This is a genomic window from Spiroplasma endosymbiont of Sarcophaga variegata, from assembly GCF_965178695.1.
GTDB lineage: Bacteria > Bacillota_I > Bacilli_A > Mycoplasmatales > Mycoplasmataceae > Spiroplasma > Spiroplasma poulsonii.
This window is the reverse complement of sequence record NZ_CBCXVU010000001.1, coordinates 74062-93750: the sequence shown is the minus strand read 5'-3', so window position 1 is coordinate 93750 and position 19689 is coordinate 74062. Positions and strand designations below refer to the sequence as shown.

Here is a 19689-nt window from a genome sequence, read left to right as displayed (position 1 = left end):
TTTTAGTTAACATAATTATACCAAATTTCAAAGTAAGAACAAAGAACTCTTTGTTCTTACCCCTCTTCTTTTTTGCAAATTATTTACGTTATTTTTTTAAAAGTTTAAAACAAAGTTGATATTTAGAAAATTATAATTAAAGACATTGTTACCATAATAGAAAAGAATATAATGAAACTGTAAATAATATTTGTGGAAATATGCTTTAATTTTGTCGAAAACTCTTGATATTTATAAAATATACCTAAAATTAGGTATATTTTTAATATATAGAGGTAAATAAATGATGAAAAAAATAATTACAGAATTAATAAATAGCTTAACAGATGATCAATTTTTAGAATTTTATGAAAAAATAAAACAACAAGCAGACTTAATTAAAAAACAAAAACGTTTAAATGAAATTGATCAAAAATTTAGAGATAAAGGCATTATATGTCCTAATTGCAAATCTTTTCATTGTGTTAAAAATGGTCATAATTCCGAAGGAAAACAAAAATATTTATGTAAAAAATGTCGTGCTAGTTTTGATGCATTTCGTCATCATTTTACTTATTGAAGTCATTTAAATTATGAACAGTGAAATTTATTAATTCAAATTTCATTGTTAGGACAATCTAGTAAAATAATTTCTCGTTTTATTAAAACAACCCCAAAAACCGCTTGATATAATCGACAAAAATTAATGCAATCAAAACAATTAGAAAATACACAGTTAAAATTTAAAAAATTAAATGGTCAAATCCAAATGGATGAAACATTTATTAAAGAAATTCATAAAGGCAATTTTAAAGATAAATTTGATAAACGAAAAACTCATCTCGATCCATTTTCAACTGATACCAAATGCTGTATTCAAATGGCAGTTGATAGCAATAATAATATTTTTGTTCAATCCACCAATACCAAAAGATTACAAAAACAATGGATTATTGAAAATATGAATAAGCAACTAATTAAAGAAAAATCAATAATTATTTCTGATATGCAACCACTATATTTATTAGTAGCAAAACAAACAAATTCTACTCTATATTCCACCAAAACTAGTACAAACCCTGATACTAGTTATCAAAAGTTAAATAAGATTAGTAAATTACAATCCAGTCTTAAAGAAGCCTTAATTCATTATCATGGTTTGGGTTTCACTAATATTCAAAATTATTTAAAGCTCTGAAAATGAAAATACCAACACAAAGGTTTAACACCAAACCAACAATCAACGGTATTATATTTTAACGTTTAAAAAATTTAAAGCAAAATCATAATCTTACACAAAATTAGTTTTCAAATTGTCATATTGATGATTTTTTTTATTTCATCAAGAGTTTTCGACAAAATTAAAGGAAATATGTATAAATATTTTTACCGGGAGATGATATATTTAGTATTGTCAAATTCATCAAATATTCATAGTAAATATAATAACATTGAAAAAAATATTGGTCAACTTAAAAAACAAGTATTGCAAAATCAAACATTCTATCAAAATAATAAATTAAATAATACATCAGGAATTATTAAAAATTTAAAAGATGGTATTGATGAATGAGATTATTACTTCGTTTATTCACATTTGTATTTAAATCATAGTTTAACAACAACCATTCAAAATGATTTAGGTTCAGTTGGTGGTGTTATTGCTTCCTTATTAGGTGCCATCCCCGAAATTGCTGCTGTTGCTGGCATTGTTGCTGCAATTATAATTGCCCAATGATATATTTGAAATATTCCATCATATGATAACGGGAATGGTGTTGTAATTAATTTAATTGGGATTGTTCCAAATAATATCACATCAGTATGAGCACAATAATTAGTTTTTATTAAAATAACAATTAACTCCATATTTATTATTTGCATTACTACTAGTTAGATTGTGGTGATTGTCTTAAAGAATTAACAGCTGTTAAAGCACAATTATCTAATTTAGAACAAGAAAAAACCAATTTAGAAAAAAATCTAACGGATAAAACGGCGGAAGTTGATAAATTCAAAGAAGAACTAAAACAGTTACAAGGTAAAAATGAAGAGTTAATAAAGAATCATGAGAAAGCATTAAATGATTTAAATACAATAATAAATGATTTAAAAGCTAAATTAGATCAAGCAAATCAAAAGACAGCCGAGTTAGAGAAAAAAGTAACAGCGCTGACAACAGCGTTAACAAAGATGACACAAGAAAAAGAAGCAACGCAAAACGAATTAAATAAAACGATTGAAGAAAAAAATAAGTTGGAATATGATTTACAAAATAAAACAAAAGAACTTAATAAAGTGAAGGCTGATTTAGATAAAATTAAAAATTAAAAACGTAGCCTTTGAGATAAAATATTTAATTAATTTGCGATAAAATAAAAAACTCAATTTAAAATTGAGTTTTTTATTATGTTATTTTATTTAAAATGTTTTAACAACTTTTTGAATTTCTTCATCATATTGATCAATTAATTCATCTGGTGCTAATGAACTTGTTGGAGGTACTTTTGTTCCCGCTACTAAAATTGGTTTATTAACTGTTGCTCCCACGAATTCTCAAGTTCCTTTTAAATATTCAGTATGGTTTCCTCATGGATATCATCCAAAAGGTGCTCCCTGGGTTGTTAAGATTTGAACTTTTAAATGTGGTAGTAATCCAATCGAATTCCCTTTTTTTGAATATTTATATGAAAATGTTTTGTTAGCAACTAAGACATGATCTAAATAATTTTTCATTAACCCAGAAACATTAAAGTTATTCATTGGACAAACAACAATAACCTTTTGTACTTCTTTTAATTGGTTAATATAAACATCGGCATCTTCGGCATTAAAATAACTATCAAAGTTATCACGCGTTAATGTTTTTAAAGCCATTGCGGTATTATTTAAATCTAAATGAATAGTTTCATCATTTGCATTTAATGCTTGATAATGTTTAATAAAACGAGCTGCTAACGCTTTTGAATATGATTTATCATTAGGACTAACAGTTCCATAAATTACTAATACTTTATTTGACATCGTTATCTTTCCTTTCTGGTATTATTTTATCATAATTCAGGATTTGGTTTGATATTGATTATCTTTTTAAATAAACCACGATGATAATTGTTGATAATTTGGATATAACGGATCATTTTCACCAGGATTAATAATTGTCATACCAATAACATATTTGTTAATAATAGTATTAAAACTTTGAATGGTAGTTGCATTTGGGGTGATTTTTCCTAGGAAATAAATGTTTTTTAAGGTTGGGGATTATGTAAAATGAAGTGCAACAAATCTTATTAGTCAAATAATACAATAAAAATCATAAAAAATCAATTATAAATTTTTAAAAATCAAAATATTTATAATTTTTATTTTATTTTAAGGAAAATTAAGCATACTAAAAAATAATTTATTAAATTACTTCAAATAAACCTATTTAAAATTATCTGAAAATACCTCTTTTGCTGTTTTTCAATTAAGAACAGGCCTTAATTTATCATTTATAACATTAACTACTCAATTTATTTTTTGTTGACTAACATTATTAAAATCAGTTCCCTTAGGAAATCATTGTCTAAGTTCAGAATTCATATATTCAATTAATGGTTTTTGTTGTGGTTTACCAGGGTCACAAAAATAAACTTGTGTTTCAGCAAATATTTCTAATTCTCTTCATTTACTAAATTCTTTTCCTCCATCAGTTATTATTCCTTTAATTTTCCCAAATAAATTATTACTTATAACAATATCTTTAAACTTTTCCACAACTTCATTAGCAGTATGATTTTTTAATTTCATAACAAAATAACTTTTACTATTTTGTTCAACTAAAACGAAATTACTAGATTGATGCTCTTTTCCAACTACGGTATCCATTTCAAATCAACCAACATCAGTCTCTTTATTCTCAATATCTCATATTGATTTAAAATTAATTAATTTACCACGATCATCTTTTCTCTTTTTTGTTTTAAATTTTTTACCACGATGACGTAAATTCTGTTTTAAAAAACCATAAAAACCCAAACGAATTCATTTATAAAATGTTTTAAGACAGGCAGGAAATTTGATACCAAACTTTAGAAAATAACGATGAATAAGTTGTGATGGAGAATCACGATAAACATTAAATCTTATATTAATAAAATTTAATTGTTCTTCTGTAAACTTATATCTTTTATTATTCTTTTTTCTTTTCTCATAATACATTTTATCTGACTTATAAGCACTATATTCATCAATAGTTTTAAAACGCTTAATTTCTCGCAAAATAGTACTACTATTTCTGTTCAAACATTTAGCAATCTGTGCAATATTTATTTCACCATTCTTTTTTAAAAATAATTTTGATAATAATAATTTTTCCAATTTAACCTCATCAATAAAACTTAAATGACTATACATAACATTTATATACCTTTCATTAATTTATAAATTTAATATTAAAATCTTTAATTTTGTCGAAAACTCTTGATGAAATAAAAAAAATCATCAATATGACAATTTGAAAACTAATTTTGTGTAAGATTATGATTTTGCTTTAAATTTTTTAAACGTTAAAATATAATACCGTTGATTGTTGGTTTGGTGTTAAACCTTTGTGTTGGTATTTTCATTTTCAGAGCTTTAAATAATTTTGAATATTAGTGAAACCCAAACCATGATAATGAATTAAGGCTTCTTTAAGACTGGATTGTAATTTACTAATCTTATTTAACTTTTGATAACTAGTATCAGGGTTTGTACTAGTTTTGGTGGAATATAGAGTAGAATTTGTTTGTTTTGCTACTAATAAATATAGTGGTTGCATATCAGAAATAATTATTGATTTTTCTTTAATTAGTTGCTTATTCATATTTTCAATAATCCATTGTTTTTGTAATCTTTTGGTATTGGTGGATTGAACAAAAATATTATTATTGCTATCAACTGCCATTTGAATACAGCATTTGGTATCAGTTGAAAATGGATCGAGATGAGTTTTTCGTTTATCAAATTTATCTTTAAAATTGCCTTTATGAATTTCTTTAATAAATGTTTCATCCATTTGGATTTGACCATTTAATTTTTTAAATTTTAACTGTGTATTTTCTAATTGTTTTGATTGCATTAATTTTTGTCGATTATATCAAGCGGTTTTTGGGGTTGTTTTAATAAAACGAGAAATTATTTTACTAGATTGTCCTAACAATGAAATTTGAATTAATAAATTTCACTGTTCATAATTTAAATGACTTCAATAAGTAAAATGATGACGAAATGCATCAAAACTAGCACGACATTTTTTACATAAATATTTTTGTTTTCCTTCGGAATTATGACCATTTTTAACACAATGAAAAGATTTGCAATTAGGACATATAATGCCTTTATCTCTAAATTTTTGATCAATTTCATTTAAACGTTTTTGTTTTTTAATTAAGTCTGCTTGTTGTTTTATTTTTTCATAAAATTCTAAAAATTGATCATCTGTTAAGCTATTTATTAATTCTGTAATTATTTTTTTCATCATTTATTTACCTCTATATATTAAAAATATACCTAATTTTAGGTATATTTTATAAATATCAAGAGTTTTCGACAAAATTAAAGATAATAGTTATTAAAATATAAAATTAATCATTTATAATTAAATTGATATTTTTGCACTACACACTGCCTACAAATTTTAAAAAGAAAGTAGATATATTTATAAAGAATATTATAAAAATTTATATTCCAAAACTACTATTAATATGACCCTTAATAAAAATATTCTTATTTTTATTAAATCCTACTTTAAAACAATTATTTCATTACTAATAATTTCAATAATAACTTATAGACAGTGTGTAATACAAAAATAAACAACAAAATTATTTAATCAACTCACATAAAAGCTAGTGTGCCATAGCTAAGATATATGATCAGTAATAATAAATATTAAAATCCTTTAACCATAACACGGAAAAAGTTTAAAATCTTAATGATAACAAAAATACCAAATGGAATTAAAATAATTCACGCATCACCTAAAAAGGTCATTAATTGTGGTAATACAGCATAAATTGCTTCTTTAACTTCCATCATTGCTTGCCCTAAACCACTTCAAATAGAACCCATTCCATCTGAAATAGTAGGTTTATCACCAACTGCTAAAAAATTAATTGCTGTTGTTAAATACATACCTAACATTATTTCTTATCCTCCTTATTTTCAATTTCTTTTTTATCTTTTTTCTTTCCTAGAATTTGGCGAATTTTTTGATAAATTGATAAACCAATTCATGCAAAAATACCTAATATAATAACAACACTAAAAATTGTCGTTAATCAAACTGGCATAACTTATTCCTCCTAAAAATCTAATTTTCGCGGCACGCTTCGCGTGTTCGCTACGCTCAAAATAAACTATATTGAATAAATTACCGCTAATAAATTACGCGGATAATTTATTCATCTTCTTTTTCATTATTAATTACAATATTATTTACCGTATTAATAACATTATCTTTTCCATACTTAGTTACTAAGGACCGTAAAATAAAATAATGTTTTCTTTCCATTAAAAAATCAACTCCTTTCTGAGTTGATTTGTTGCACTTCACTTACACGATGCCTTGTGGTAATAATTGTTCACGCGTTGACTTCGGATCAGCATTTTTTGTGTGGGCAATCATTTTATTTTAATTGTTGTTAAAATCTTGAATTAATTTTGATAAATTAATTTTTTGATTATTGTAAGTATAAATACTTGGAATTGATTTTCAATATGCTGCTGGAGCATATAAACTTCGCACAAGTTCACTTGGGTTAAAATTTAAATTTTCATAACGTGCTAATAAGGAAATTTTTGTTAGCAACCCTGTTGTATTAATCATACTACGAAGTTTTTCAGGAATATCATTGTTGTCATTATTACTGTCATTTTTATGGCGACAAGCTAATAACGGCATGCTATTTCCAACTACAACAGTTGTAATGGCAAAAAAACTTAATATTTTTTTCATAAGATAAAACCTTCCCTTTGTACATTATAAAAATAAATACTTTTTTATTTTAATGAAAAAAAACAAGTTAACAGTTCTATTGGTTTCTTTACTGACAAAATGCCGAGTTTGGGAACCTTCCACTAAAAATATGTAATTGTAAAATTAAATAATTGTAGAACCAATATATTTAATTTTTAGAGTTAATTTTTAAATAAAAAAAATCAACCCAATAAGGGTCGATTTTTTTGTCCTATTTCATCGTTTATTCTACAAATTTAAATAATTATTTAAAATAAAAAAACAAACTACAGTTTGTTTTTTTCTGTTTCTAAGACAAAAACACTTGCATTTATTAATAAAATTTGTTAAATATATTATTGGCAGTTACATATGCCATTTGCTAAAATTATAAATAAGGAGGGATTTTTGATGATAAAACCATTAGGCAAAAATATTGTCTTAGCAAAAGAAGAAAAAGAGGAAACTTTTATTAATGGAATTTATTTACAAGAAGATGAGAAAAGCAAAAGTCATATCGGAAAAATAATTGCAATTAGTACCGAAGTTGAAAAAGAACAAGCATTTGAAGGAAAAATTAATAATAAAGTTCTTTATCGTGAATATGCTGGAACCGAAGTTGAATATGATAATAGAAAATTAGTTTTAATTTCTGTCGAAGATGTTTTAGCTATTATTAAATAATAGACTTTAAAGGGGGAATCAAATTATGGCAAAATCAATTAAATTTTCAGAAGATGCAAGAATGATGTTAATTAACGGAATTAATAAATTAACTGATGCTGTTAAAGTAACATTAGGACCAAAAGGAAAATATGTTTTATTAGAAAAAGAATATGGTTCACCATTAATTACAAATGATGGTGTTACTATTTCAAAAGAGATTGAATTAAGTAATCATTTTGAAAATATGGGAGCAAAATTAGTTGCTGAAGTAGCAAATAAAACAAATGATGTAGCTGGTGATGGGACAACAACAGCAATTGTTTTAACACAAGCAATTGTTAAAGAAGGATTAAAAAATATTACTGCTGGAGCTAATGCGGTAGCAATTCGAAATGGAATTGAAAAAACAGTTAAAGCAATTGTGGAATTATTACAACAATCAGCAAAACAAATTAAGACTAAAGCAGAAATTGCTCAAGTTGCTAGTGTTAGTTCAAAAGATCCAGAAATTGGTAATTTAATTGCTGAAATTATGGAAAAAGTTGGTAATGATGGTGTTATTACAATTGAGGAGTCAAAAACAATTGATACTGAATTAAGTATCACCGAAGGATTACAGTTTGATAAAGGTTATTTATCACAATATATGGTAACTGATAGTGAAAAAATGTTAACAGAATTTGAAAATCCTTATATTTTAATTACTGATAAAAAAATTAGTAACATGAAAGAAATTTTACCAATTTTAGAAAAAATTGTTGAAGAAGGACGACCATTATTAATTATTGCCGATGATGTTGATGGTGATGTTCTACCAACATTATTACTAAATAAAATGCGTGGAGCATTTAATATTGCTGTTGTTAAAGCACCAGAATTTGGTGATAATCGTAAAAACTTATTAGAAGACATTGCTATTTTAACTAAGGCAAAATTTGTTAATGGTGAATTGGGAATGGATTTTAAAACATTAACTTTAGATGATTTGGGAACAGCAAAAAAAGTAATTGTTTCAAAAGATACAACAACAATTATTGAAGGCGGTTGCAAAAAAGCTGATTTAGAAGCACGAAAAGAGTTTATTCGTGGTCAAATTAAAAGTGCAACTTCATCATTTGAACAAGAAAAGTTACAAAAACGTTTAGCAAAATTAGCAGGCGGGGTTGGAATTATTAAAGTTGGGGCACCAACCGAAACGGAAATGAAAGAGAAAAAACTTCGAATTGAAGATGCATTAAATTCAACAAAAGCCGCAGTTGAAGAAGGAATTGTTGCTGGTGGGGGAACTGCTTTAGTTCAAGTTGGACATAAATTAACTAATTTGAAATTAAATGAAGAGGAAAAATTAGGATTAAATATTGTCTTACGAGCAATTGAAGAACCAGTTCGTCAAATTGCTGATAATGCAGGGGTTGATGGTTCAATCATTATTAATAAATTAAAAGACCAACCTAATAATGTTGGTTATAATGCTGCAACAAATGTCTGAGAAGACATGATTACAGCTGGAATTGTTGATCCCGTTAAAGTAACAAGATATGCCTTACAACACGCTGGTAGTGTTAGTGCATTATTGTTAACAACAGAAGCAGTTGTGGTAAATGACCCAGAAGAAAAACAACCAAAAATACCAAGTTATCCCGATTTAGGAATTTAATTAACAAGAATTTTATTTCAATAAAAGACAAGTTTTACTTGTTTTTTTTTTCATTAAAATAAAAAAGTATTTATTTTTATAATGTACAAAGGGAAGGTTTTATCTTATGAAAAAAATATTAAGTTTTTTTGCCATTACAACTGTTGTAGTTGGAAATAGCATGCCGTTATGGCATCGTGTAAGTGAAGTGCAACAAATCAACTCAGAAAGGAGTTGATTTTTTAATGGAAAGAAAACATTATTTTATTTTACGGTCCTTAGTAACTAAGTATGGAAAAGATAATGTTATTAATACGGTAAATAATATTGTAATTAATAATGAAAAAGAAGATGAATAAATTATCCGCGTAATTTATTAGCGGTAATTTATTCAATATAGTTTATTTTGAGCGTAGCGAACACGCGAAGCGTGCCGCGAAAATTAGATTTTTAGGAGGAATAAGTTATGCCAGTTTGATTAACGACAATTTTTAGTGTTGTTATTATATTAGGTATTTTTGCATGAATTGGTTTATCAATTTATCAAAAAATTCGCCAAATTAAAGCAAATAAGAAAAAAGAACAAGAAAAATTAGATAAGGACTTTAATTTTGTCGAAAACTCTTGATGAAATAAAAAAAATCATCAATATGACAATTTGAAAACTAATTTTGTGTAAGATTATGATTTTGCTTTAAATTTTTTAAACGTTAAAATATAATACCGTTGATTGTTGGTTTGGTGTTAAACCTTTGTGTTGGTATTTTCATTTTCAGAGCTTTAAATAATTTTGAATATTAGTGAAACCCAAACCATGATAATGAATTAAGGCTTCTTTAAGACTGGATTGTAATTTACTAATCTTATTTAACTTTTGATAACTAGTATCAGGGTTTGTACTAGTTTTGGTGGAATATAGAGTAGAATTTGTTTGTTTTGCTACTAATAAATATAGTGGTTGCATATCAGAAATAATTATTGATTTTTCTTTAATTAGTTGCTTATTCATATTTTCAATAATCCATTGTTTTTGTAATCTTTTGGTATTGGTGGATTGAACAAAAATATTATTATTGCTATCAACTGCCATTTGAATACAGCATTTGGTATCAGTTGAAAATGGATCGAGATGAGTTTTTCGTTTATCAAATTTATCTTTAAAATTGCCTTTATGAATTTCTTTAATAAATGTTTCATCCATTTGGATTTGACCATTTAATTTTTTAAATTTTAACTGTGTATTTTCTAATTGTTTTGATTGCATTAATTTTTGTCGATTATATCAAGCGGTTTTTGGGGTTGTTTTAATAAAACGAGAAATTATTTTACTAGATTGTCCTAACAATGAAATTTGAATTAATAAATTTCACTGTTCATAATTTAAATGACTTCAATAAGTAAAATGATGACGAAATGCATCAAAACTAGCACGACATTTTTTACATAAATATTTTTGTTTTCCTTCGGAATTATGACCATTTTTAACACAATGAAAAGATTTGCAATTAGGACATATAATGCCTTTATCTCTAAATTTTTGATCAATTTCATTTAAACGTTTTTGTTTTTTAATTAAGTCTGCTTGTTGTTTTATTTTTTCATAAAATTCTAAAAATTGATCATCTGTTAAGCTATTTATTAATTCTGTAATTATTTTTTTCATCATTTATTTACCTCCATATATTAAAAATATACCTAATTTTAGGTATATTTTATAAATATCAAGAGTTTTCGACAAAATTAAAGACTATTATCTTTAATTTTGTCGAAAACTCTTGATGAAATAAAAAAAATCATCAATATGACAATTTGAAAACTAATTTTGTGTAAGATTATGATTTTGCTTTAAATTTTTTAAACGTTAAAATATAATACCGTTGATTGTTGGTTTGGTGTTAAACCTTTGTGTTGGTATTTTCATTTTCAGAGCTTTAAATAATTTTGAATATTAGTGAAACCCAAACCATGATAATGAATTAAGGCTTCTTTAAGACTGGATTGTAATTTACTAATCTTATTTAACTTTTGATAACTAGTATCAGGGTTTGTACTAGTTTTGGTGGAATATAGAGTAGAATTTGTTTGTTTTGCTACTAATAAATATAGTGGTTGCATATCAGAAATAATTATTGATTTTTCTTTAATTAGTTGCTTATTCATATTTTCAATAATCCATTGTTTTTGTAATCTTTTGGTATTGGTGGATTGAACAAAAATATTATTATTGCTATCAACTGCCATTTGAATACAGCATTTGGTATCAGTTGAAAATGGATCGAGATGAGTTTTTCGTTTATCAAATTTATCTTTAAAATTGCCTTTATGAATTTCTTTAATAAATGTTTCATCCATTTGGATTTGACCATTTAATTTTTTAAATTTTAACTGTGTATTTTCTAATTGTTTTGATTGCATTAATTTTTGTCGATTATATCAAGCGGTTTTTGGGGTTGTTTTAATAAAACGAGAAATTATTTTACTAGATTGTCCTAACAATGAAATTTGAATTAATAAATTTCACTGTTCATAATTTAAATGACTTCAATAAGTAAAATGATGACGAAATGCATCAAAACTAGCACGACATTTTTTACATAAATATTTTTGTTTTCCTTCGGAATTATGACCATTTTTAACACAATGAAAAGATTTGCAATTAGGACATATAATGCCTTTATCTCTAAATTTTTGATCAATTTCATTTAAACGTTTTTGTTTTTTAATTAAGTCTGCTTGTTGTTTTATTTTTTCATAAAATTCTAAAAATTGATCATCTGTTAAGCTATTTATTAATTCTGTAATTATTTTTTTCATCATTTATTTACCTCCATATATTAAAAATATACCTAATTTTAGGTATATTTTATAAATATCAAGAGTTTTCGACAAAATTAAAGACTATTATCTTTAATTTTGTCGAAAACTCTTGATGAAATAAAAAAAATCATCAATATGACAATTTGAAAACTAATTTTGTGTAAGATTATGATTTTGCTTTAAATTTTTTAAACGTTAAAATATAATACCGTTGATTGTTGGTTTGGTGTTAAACCTTTGTGTTGGTATTTTCATTTTCAGAGCTTTAAATAATTTTGAATATTAGTGAAACCCAAACCATGATAATGAATTAAGGCTTCTTTAAGACTGGATTGTAATTTACTAATCTTATTTAACTTTTGATAACTAGTATCAGGGTTTGTACTAGTTTTGGTGGAATATAGAGTAGAATTTGTTTGTTTTGCTACTAATAAATATAGTGGTTGCATATCAGAAATAATTATTGATTTTTCTTTAATTAGTTGCTTATTCATATTTTCAATAATCCATTGTTTTTGTAATCTTTTGGTATTGGTGGATTGAACAAAAATATTATTATTGCTATCAACTGCCATTTGAATACAGCATTTGGTATCAGTTGAAAATGGATCGAGATGAGTTTTTCGTTTATCAAATTTATCTTTAAAATTGCCTTTATGAATTTCTTTAATAAATGTTTCATCCATTTGGATTTGACCATTTAATTTTTTAAATTTTAACTGTGTATTTTCTAATTGTTTTGATTGCATTAATTTTTGTCGATTATATCAAGCGGTTTTTGGGGTTGTTTTAATAAAACGAGAAATTATTTTACTAGATTGTCCTAACAATGAAATTTGAATTAATAAATTTCACTGTTCATAATTTAAATGACTTCAATAAGTAAAATGATGACGAAATGCATCAAAACTAGCACGACATTTTTTACATAAATATTTTTGTTTTCCTTCGGAATTATGACCATTTTTAACACAATGAAAAGATTTGCAATTAGGACATATAATGCCTTTATCTCTAAATTTTTGATCAATTTCATTTAAACGTTTTTGTTTTTTAATTAAGTCTGCTTGTTGTTTTATTTTTTCATAAAATTCTAAAAATTGATCATCTGTTAAGCTATTTATTAATTCTGTAATTATTTTTTTCATCATTTATTTACCTCTATATATTAAAAATATACCTAATTTTAGGTATATTTTATAAATATCAAGAGTTTTCGACAAAATTAAAGACTATTATTAAAAATTAAATAGTATTTTTCAGTGTGTCAATTTTTATTATTTTATATATTTAACATTGTTAATAACATTGTTTATTAAATAAATATTTAGTTAGGAGTTGATAAAATTGAGTAATTTTGTTAAGAAAAATCAAAATATAGAAAATTATTTTATTCGTAAAGAGTTGATAGTTTTTGAAACAGAAAAAGCAATTTTTATAAATTTACCTAATCATAATCGTCATATTGGTTTTTGGTTGAGTAATAAATTTATTTATCCGAGTGAAAAACACTCAGAACAAGTAGCAATCGGTTTGATTTATGATAATTCTTATCGTATTGTAAAATATGATGAAAATTTAAAACGTCATGTGTGAAAATATTTAACTGGGGCAGAACTAATCAATTTGTATAATCAATACAAATAAAATTATTTTACACAAATGAAAAAAGCAATATTTCCTGGTGAACCTCAAAAAGTAAAAACAACTAACAATAATTTAACAAATTGAAGTGATGAAAAAGTAGATAAATTAATTAATGATTTGAAGGACTTAAATTAATGGGTTTATATGATTATTGAGTTCAATTTGTTAGTTATATTATTGGTTCAAATGCTCCTGAATTTTTATATGTCATATCATTTGTATTATTTATCGTTTTATTTTTGGGGATGTTTTTTAAACTTATTCAGAAAATGTGGAGTTTTTAAATATGCAAAATGATTGAGAAAAATTAAAAGAGTTTTTTATTTATGTATTTTTGTTTATAGATAAAACGAATGTTGAAATTATTACAACTTGAAATTTAACTCAAAATGAATATTTAACTCTTATGATTGGTATTTGAATTGTGATTTTATTTTTAACGTGGTTTTTATTGTGAATGGTTTTTAAAATAGTTGGGTATTTTAAGTAATGAAAAAATTTATATTTTTCGTAAAAAATTATTGTTATATTAGTGGTTCAATGATTTTGTTTAGTTTAATTTATTTATTACTTTGAATAATTTCATTAAATTATACCGGTTTAGTATTTTGATTATTGTTTGCTTTGCAATGTGTTTATTTTGTCTGATGAGTTTGAAAAAACATATTTTATCAGTTGAGTGCTTTTCGGTTAGTAAATTTTGTTTGAGATAATCCGTTATCAGTAATTATTGGTAAGTTAGGGACGGGAAAAACTTTACTTTTAACTTATTTATCACAAACTATGAAACTATTAACAGATAAGATTTATAGTAATTATCCGTTAGAAGATGATAAAGTTAAAGTTTTAACATTTAAAAATTTAGATTTTACAGATAGAACAAAACCAGTTCCCCCAGATGATAGTGTTATTTTATTTGATGAAAGTTATTTATATATTGATGGAACTAGTCCCCACGATGAGAAAAAAGTTCATAGTGGTAAAATTCCGTGAATTGTATTAGCAAGACATTTTGGTAATCGTGCTTTATTTACTGCTCAGCGTGAGGGTATGATTTTAAATAATATTCGACAATTAGCAAGTGGTATTATTATTCCAATTTCATTTAAAAAACCTATTGCTAAAAAAGGATTTAATTTTTTTAATCGTTTCTTTATTATGCGAATTGGTATTTTTCAAGATATTACAGATTATGAAATTTGAAAAACAAAATCAGTAGAACGAACAGCCGAAGGTAAACGAGCAAAACATAAGTCGGATGTTGGGTTAGGAATTCGGTTTTTTAAAATAATTATTCCATTAGAATTTGCACAGAAATATGATAGTAAATGATTAAAGTTTGTTCGTGATTTAAAAAATGATGAAATAGTTAATTATAAAGAATATTATTGGTCAGAAATTACTAAATTAAGTGTTAAAGAGCGTTTAGCATTGTTTGATATTGATATTTTGAAAAAAAATTTAAAACCTAAAAAAGAAAAAGGAAGTGATAAAGATGATTAATTTATTATCAGAAAGTAATAATTGAGATAAGATTTTTAGTTTTATTTTTGATGTATTTTTGTTTATTTTTGATGTAATTTGAAATACTAAATTACCAATGACAAATACAACTATTGCTTATTTTATTATCTTTTTTATGGTTGTTAAGTTGTCTATTTATGCAATTCACGGAACAAGAACGCAATATAACGAATTAGGTTCAACTGTTAAAAACAGTACATCAAAATTGTATGCTTCAACAGTACGTGGTGTTAAAAAAGCACATAAGGCTAATAAAAATGGTCGGTGAAAGGAAACAGATTAATGATTAGATTAGTTTTATTAGTTGCTGCAATTGCTATTTTTGGTACTAGTTTTATTACGGTGATTATAAATCAATTAACATCAGCAAAAAATATCATTATGGATTTATATAACTCAGATACTTTTTTACTTTCTTTGTTTGGTAAAATGGCAATTTTGTTTAGTCATCCATTAATGTTAACAATATCAAGTTTATATATTGTTGGGTTTATTGTTTCAAAAACATTGTATAGTTAGGGGTTGAATTATAAATATGAAAAAATCATTATCTTTATTTGCCATATCTATTTTAGGTATTTTAGGTTTAATTATTCCATTTATTACTTTAACAGCATTTAAACCCTTAAATCAGCAGAATTATACTGTTAATTAACAAACAACGGGAATGAATGAAACTGATTTTATTAATACAATGTTTTTACGCAGTAGTTTTTTTGAAAACTGGTCTGAAACAAATTACTTTATTAATCCAACTCTAAAAACATCACAAACATTAACTTATAATGATAAATGATATTTAGACTTTTTAAAGAATAGTTATTCAACGGGAATTTCATTTGATAAGCCTAGTGATGAGTTTATGGATTTATATAAAAATTGAGATACTTATGCTAAACAATATAATATTGATAAATTCTATGATGTTGATAAAAAACAATTTTTAAAAGAATTAACTAATTTTTCTTATTCTTTTGCTAAGTATTTTAATACTGTGGAAGTTATTAATAAATTAGAAAGAGGTATTGATAATTTACAATTAGTTAAAATGATTAATGAGTTTTGAATACAAATTCCTAGAACACAGGCACCTAATAAAGAATTTTTAACTGCTACTAATAAATGATATTTTTATGGAGAAAAAAGAAATGGTCAATATTTGCTTACAAAATTTTATTTTGATAATAATTTTATTAAAAATCAAAATTTGTTATGACAACACTTAAAAAATGATTCAGATTTTATTTGAAACTATAATTTAGTATATCGTTGAGATGGAAACGGTGAACCAGAATTACCCGTTGTTGATAATGATGGCAAATTAAAATGATATACTGAATATTATCAAAATGTTCGTTCTTTTTTGCTTAAATATATTGATGTTATTGTACAAGAAAATATCCGAATTCAGCAAGGTGGTAATCCAAACTATGATGACCCAAATTTGGGTAGTGAAAGAATAATTTTTGATTTTGAAATTATTAATAATATGGAAAAATTAGATTGAAAACCTGATGTTATTTTAACTAGAAAATCAATTTATCGGATGATTTTAACAATTGATGAAAATAAAAATATTATTGCTGGTAGTTTAGAATTAACACATTTTAAACAATATTGGGATGGTAATAATGCAAATAGTTATTGGTATACTGATGATTTAGGTTTTTTATTTTCTTTCATAAAAGAAAAAGAAGATACTTTTAATTTTAGTGCTGAAACTTATAATTATTATCAAGGTAATTCTCCTAATATTGGTAAAATGGTTTTTGAACAGATGAAAGGTCAAATTGATATTAATAAATTTTTAAAAGCCTTTTTTACCCATGCTTTGGTACCTGTTTTTCAAAATCGTAGTAATTTTATTGAAAGTGGTTATATTGATAATTTACAGTATGATACTGTTTTAATTAATTTTTTTGGTTTAAAATTGATTAATTTTAGAGATGTTTTAATTGATGAAACTAATACTAATAAAAATCAATTTGAAAAACTATTAAATAGTATGTTTACGGTTTCCCAAAATTTTTATAAAGATTATTTACGTACCATTTTTGATTTAGAAAATGATACTTATGTACAAGGATATAATAAAAAATATGGTTTATTAGCAAATAATGGTTTTAAAATTTATCCTCGTTATTTTTATTTTTCTGATAAATACAATCAATTAGACATTAAATTGTATTCAGCATTTAAAAATCGTTTTTATAATACTAATTATGGTAATGTATTTAATTATGATTTTTCAGTTGCAAATAATTATAATATTAATCAAAATGAAGGTTATATTTTTGAAGGTGCTTTAAAAGATAAATACGGTTTAAAATACAAAAAAATTGAAGAACAAAAAATCGGTTATAATGTTTTTGAATTACAAGCCCAAAAAGAAAATGATATGTACCGTTATTATGATTTTAATTTTGGAATTTATAACTGACAAGAAATAAATAATGGCGGGTTGTTTCCTGATGGACAATGATGACAAGCCCAATATGAAAGTTGTAGTTGATATAATTTAGCGTGTCATATAAAAAATGCTGCAATTTGAATTGTAAATAATATTCCCGTTGTTAAACAAGTAAACGAATTAGCAAGCGGTGTTGGTAAAATATTTCAAACAATATATAGTTTTTTTAGTCAAACATTTGAGGTATGAAAATTTAGTCCAGCATTATATAATACAATAACAAATATATTCCTATTAATTATCTTTATGAAGTTTGTTCGATTAATTTAAAAAAGGACTTGTTAGTCCTTTTATTCTTTTCAATCAATTATTAGTCCTGTGTCTTTATTAATTTCTGGTATTTGTGGTTCATTGTTTTTATTTCAACGATATACTAAATTATAGTTTCAAATAAAATATGAATCATTTTTTAAGTGTTGTCATCAAGTGTTTTGATTATTAATAAAATTATTATCAAAATAAAATTTTGTCGTTATATAATTATTTTCATATTTATTTATATAAAAATATCATTTATTAGTAGCAGTTAAAAATTCTTTATTAGGTGCCTGTGTTCTAGGAATATTAGTTCATTTGCTATTTTCTGGTAGTTGTTGTGGTTCTGGTGTAGGTTTATTACCCCCCCGTTTTCATTATTATTTGGTTTTTCACAACTAATTAATGTTGTTGTACTTGTTGCTGTTAATCCGATTATTCCTAAAATACTTAGTAACTTTTTCATATTTTACTTCTCCTTTATTAAAATTACTTGAATGCTATAATTGATTTTATCATATATCAATAATGTATTAAATAATTTTAATATTAAATTTATAAATTAATGAAAGGTATATAAATGTTATGTATAGTCATTTAAGTTTTATTGATAGGGTTAAATTGGAAAAATTATTATTATCAAAATTATTTTTAAAAAAGAATGGTGAAATAAATATTTCACAAATTGCTAAATGTTTGAACAGAAATCGTAGTACTATTTTGCGAGAAATTAAGCGTTTTAAAACTATTGATGAATATAGTGCTTATAAGTCAGATAAAATGTATTATGAGAAAAGAAAAAAGAATAATAAAAGATATAAGTTTACAGAAGAACAATTAAATTTTATTAATATAAGATTTAATGTTTATCGTGATTCTCCATCACAACTTATTCATCGTTATTTTCTAAAGTTTGGTATTAAATTTCCTGTTTGTGTTAAAACATTGTATAAATGAATTCGTTTGGGTTTTTATGGTTTTTTAAAACAGAATTTACGTCATCGTGGTAAAAAATATAAAACAAAAGGAAAATTTGATAATCGTGGTAAATTAATTAATTTTAAATCAATATGAGATATTGAGAATAAAGAGACTGATGTTGGTTGATTTGAAATGGATACCATAGTTGGAAAAGAGCATCAATCTAGTAATTTGGTTTTAGTTGAACAAAATAGTAAAAGTTATTTTGTTATGAAATTAAAAAATCATACTGCTAATGAAGTTGTGGAAAAGTTTAAAGATATTGTTATAAGTAATAATTTATTTGGGAAAATTAAAGGAATAATAACTGATAGAGGAAAAGAATTTAGTAAATGAAGAGAATTAGAAATATTTGCTGAAACACAAGTTTATTTTTGTGACCCTGGTAAACCACAACAAAAACCATTAATTGAATATATGAATTATGAACTTAGACAATGATTTCCTGAGGGAACTGATTTTAATAATGTTAGTCAACAAAAAATAAATTGAGTAGTTAATGTTATAAATGATAAATTAAGGCCTGTTCTTAATTGAAAAACAGCAAAAGAGGTATTTTCAGATAATTTTAAATAGGTTTATTTGAAGTAATTTAATAAATTATTTTTTAGTGTGCTTAATTTTCCTTAAAATAAAATAAAAACTATAAATATTTTGATTTTTAAAAATTTATAATTGATTTTTTATGATTTTTATTGTATTATTTGACTAATAAGATTTGTTGCACTT

At 24.4% G+C, this 19689-nt stretch carries 23 protein-coding genes and 2 pseudogenes; 14 read left to right on the top strand and 11 right to left on the bottom strand.

The features are described 5' to 3' along the window. Window positions 1-283 precede the first annotated feature (283 nt). From ACOBME_RS00560 to ACOBME_RS00550, 3 genes are all read left to right on the top strand, one after another. Complete coding sequence (locus tag ACOBME_RS00560) at window positions 284-1246, top strand: IS1/IS1595 family N-terminal zinc-binding domain-containing protein (RefSeq protein WP_338963247.1); 963 nt, start codon at window positions 284-286, stop codon at window positions 1244-1246. A 144-nt stretch (window positions 1247-1390) separates the two neighbouring features. Next, window positions 1391-1816, top strand: coding sequence for a hypothetical protein (locus ACOBME_RS00555; RefSeq protein WP_419333924.1), 426 nt, complete (start codon window positions 1391-1393; stop codon window positions 1814-1816). Window positions 1817-2172: 356 nt separating this feature from the next. Beyond that, window positions 2173-2310 (top strand): hypothetical protein, encoded by a 138-nt coding sequence (locus ACOBME_RS00550; protein ID WP_338963579.1) that lies wholly within the window; start codon window positions 2173-2175, stop codon window positions 2308-2310. Window positions 2311-2400: 90 nt separating this feature from the next. Here the strand turns inward: ACOBME_RS00550 and ACOBME_RS00545 are convergent, their stop codons facing one another. The 7 genes from ACOBME_RS00545 to ACOBME_RS00515 form a co-directional block, all read right to left on the bottom strand. Continuing rightward, window positions 2401-3003, bottom strand: a complete 603-nt coding sequence (locus tag ACOBME_RS00545; RefSeq protein WP_338963580.1) for an FMN-dependent NADH-azoreductase — start codon at window positions 3001-3003, stop codon at window positions 2401-2403. A gap of 405 nt (window positions 3004-3408) precedes the next feature. Then, the gene (locus ACOBME_RS00540) at window positions 3409-4380 is read right to left on the bottom strand and encodes an IS30 family transposase (RefSeq protein ID WP_419333921.1); all 972 of its coding nucleotides are present in this window, start codon (window positions 4378-4380) and stop codon (window positions 3409-3411) included. A gap of 145 nt (window positions 4381-4525) precedes the next feature. Then, complete coding sequence (locus ACOBME_RS00535) at window positions 4526-5488, bottom strand: IS1/IS1595 family N-terminal zinc-binding domain-containing protein (protein WP_338963247.1); 963 nt, start codon at window positions 5486-5488, stop codon at window positions 4526-4528. Window positions 5489-5898: 410 nt separating this feature from the next. Further along, entirely contained in the window at window positions 5899-6150 is a 252-nt protein-coding gene (locus ACOBME_RS00530) for a hypothetical protein (RefSeq protein ID WP_338963586.1), read from the bottom strand. Next, on the bottom strand, window positions 6150-6299 hold the full coding sequence (locus ACOBME_RS00525) for a hypothetical protein (RefSeq protein WP_338963587.1): 150 nt from the start codon (window positions 6297-6299) through the stop codon (window positions 6150-6152). The genes ACOBME_RS00530 and ACOBME_RS00525 overlap by 1 nt, the downstream gene beginning before the upstream one ends. A gap of 107 nt (window positions 6300-6406) precedes the next feature. Beyond that, entirely contained in the window at window positions 6407-6562 is a 156-nt protein-coding gene (locus ACOBME_RS00520; RefSeq protein WP_338966611.1) for a hypothetical protein, read from the bottom strand. 78 nt (window positions 6563-6640) lie between these two features. Further along, complete coding sequence (locus ACOBME_RS00515) at window positions 6641-6964, bottom strand: hypothetical protein (protein ID WP_338963588.1); 324 nt, start codon at window positions 6962-6964, stop codon at window positions 6641-6643. A gap of 411 nt (window positions 6965-7375) precedes the next feature. Here ACOBME_RS00515 and ACOBME_RS00510 point away from each other — a divergent pair, with 411 nt between their 5' ends. The 4 genes from ACOBME_RS00510 to ACOBME_RS00495 all read left to right on the top strand — a co-directional run bounded on the left by ACOBME_RS00510 (window position 7376) and on the right by ACOBME_RS00495 (window position 9945). Continuing rightward, window positions 7376-7648, top strand: coding sequence for a hypothetical protein (locus ACOBME_RS00510; protein WP_338963589.1), 273 nt, complete (start codon window positions 7376-7378; stop codon window positions 7646-7648). 25 nt (window positions 7649-7673) lie between these two features. After that, window positions 7674-9287: a chaperonin GroEL gene (groL, locus tag ACOBME_RS00505; RefSeq protein WP_338963590.1), complete on the top strand. Its 1614-nt coding sequence runs from the start codon at window positions 7674-7676 to the stop codon at window positions 9285-9287. A gap of 182 nt (window positions 9288-9469) precedes the next feature. After that, window positions 9470-9625, top strand: a complete 156-nt coding sequence (locus tag ACOBME_RS00500) for a hypothetical protein (protein ID WP_338966611.1) — start codon at window positions 9470-9472, stop codon at window positions 9623-9625. Between the two features lie 107 nt (window positions 9626-9732). After that, window positions 9733-9945, top strand: a complete 213-nt coding sequence (locus tag ACOBME_RS00495) for a hypothetical protein (protein WP_338963591.1) — start codon at window positions 9733-9735, stop codon at window positions 9943-9945. 24 nt (window positions 9946-9969) lie between these two features. On the opposite strand, the gene ACOBME_RS00490 is transcribed toward ACOBME_RS00495, so the two are convergent. From ACOBME_RS00490 to ACOBME_RS00480, 3 genes are all read right to left on the bottom strand, one after another. Next, window positions 9970-10932 carry an IS1/IS1595 family N-terminal zinc-binding domain-containing protein gene (locus ACOBME_RS00490; RefSeq protein ID WP_338963247.1) on the bottom strand — a complete coding sequence of 321 codons (963 nt, stop codon included), beginning with the start codon at window positions 10930-10932 and terminating at the stop codon, window positions 9970-9972. A gap of 188 nt (window positions 10933-11120) precedes the next feature. Further along, window positions 11121-12083 (bottom strand): IS1/IS1595 family N-terminal zinc-binding domain-containing protein, encoded by a 963-nt coding sequence (locus ACOBME_RS00485; RefSeq protein ID WP_338963247.1) that lies wholly within the window; start codon window positions 12081-12083, stop codon window positions 11121-11123. Between the two features lie 188 nt (window positions 12084-12271). Further along, the gene (locus ACOBME_RS00480; protein WP_338963247.1) at window positions 12272-13234 is read right to left on the bottom strand and encodes an IS1/IS1595 family N-terminal zinc-binding domain-containing protein; all 963 of its coding nucleotides are present in this window, start codon (window positions 13232-13234) and stop codon (window positions 12272-12274) included. A 196-nt stretch (window positions 13235-13430) separates the two neighbouring features. On the opposite strand from ACOBME_RS00480, the pseudogene ACOBME_RS00475 reads away from it, so the two are divergent. The 6 genes and pseudogenes from ACOBME_RS00475 (at window position 13431) to ACOBME_RS00450 (ending at window position 17994) form a co-directional block, all read left to right on the top strand. Then, window positions 13431-13865: pseudogene (locus tag ACOBME_RS00475) on the top strand (DUF3627 domain-containing protein). Window positions 13866-14016: 151 nt separating this feature from the next. After that, the gene (locus tag ACOBME_RS00470) at window positions 14017-14220 is read left to right on the top strand and encodes a DUF2649 family protein (protein WP_338963585.1); all 204 of its coding nucleotides are present in this window, start codon (window positions 14017-14019) and stop codon (window positions 14218-14220) included. After that, on the top strand, window positions 14220-15233 hold the full coding sequence (locus ACOBME_RS00465; RefSeq protein WP_419333917.1) for a hypothetical protein: 1014 nt from the start codon (window positions 14220-14222) through the stop codon (window positions 15231-15233). Before ACOBME_RS00470 ends, ACOBME_RS00465 begins: the two co-directional genes overlap by 1 nt. Further along, window positions 15226-15486, top strand: a pseudogene (locus tag ACOBME_RS00460) (hypothetical protein); the annotation flags it as partial. The gene ACOBME_RS00465 and the pseudogene ACOBME_RS00460, both read left to right, overlap by 8 nt. A gap of 50 nt (window positions 15487-15536) precedes the next feature. After that, window positions 15537-15773, top strand: coding sequence for a hypothetical protein (locus ACOBME_RS00455; protein WP_338963583.1), 237 nt, complete (start codon window positions 15537-15539; stop codon window positions 15771-15773). Between the two features lie 148 nt (window positions 15774-15921). Continuing rightward, window positions 15922-17994 (top strand): spiroplasma phage ORF1-like family protein, encoded by a 2073-nt coding sequence (locus ACOBME_RS00450; RefSeq protein ID WP_419333915.1) that lies wholly within the window; start codon window positions 15922-15924, stop codon window positions 17992-17994. 256 nt (window positions 17995-18250) lie between these two features. Here ACOBME_RS00450 and ACOBME_RS00445 read toward each other — a convergent pair whose 3' ends face one another. Continuing rightward, a complete protein-coding gene (locus ACOBME_RS00445; RefSeq protein WP_419333914.1) occupies window positions 18251-18445 on the bottom strand; it encodes a lipoprotein in 195 nt (64 codons plus the stop codon). Between the two features lie 119 nt (window positions 18446-18564). Between ACOBME_RS00445 and ACOBME_RS00440 the strand changes: the two genes are divergently transcribed. Further along, window positions 18565-19536 (top strand): IS30 family transposase, encoded by a 972-nt coding sequence (locus ACOBME_RS00440; protein ID WP_419333913.1) that lies wholly within the window; start codon window positions 18565-18567, stop codon window positions 19534-19536. Window positions 19537-19689: the final 153 nt, after the last annotated feature.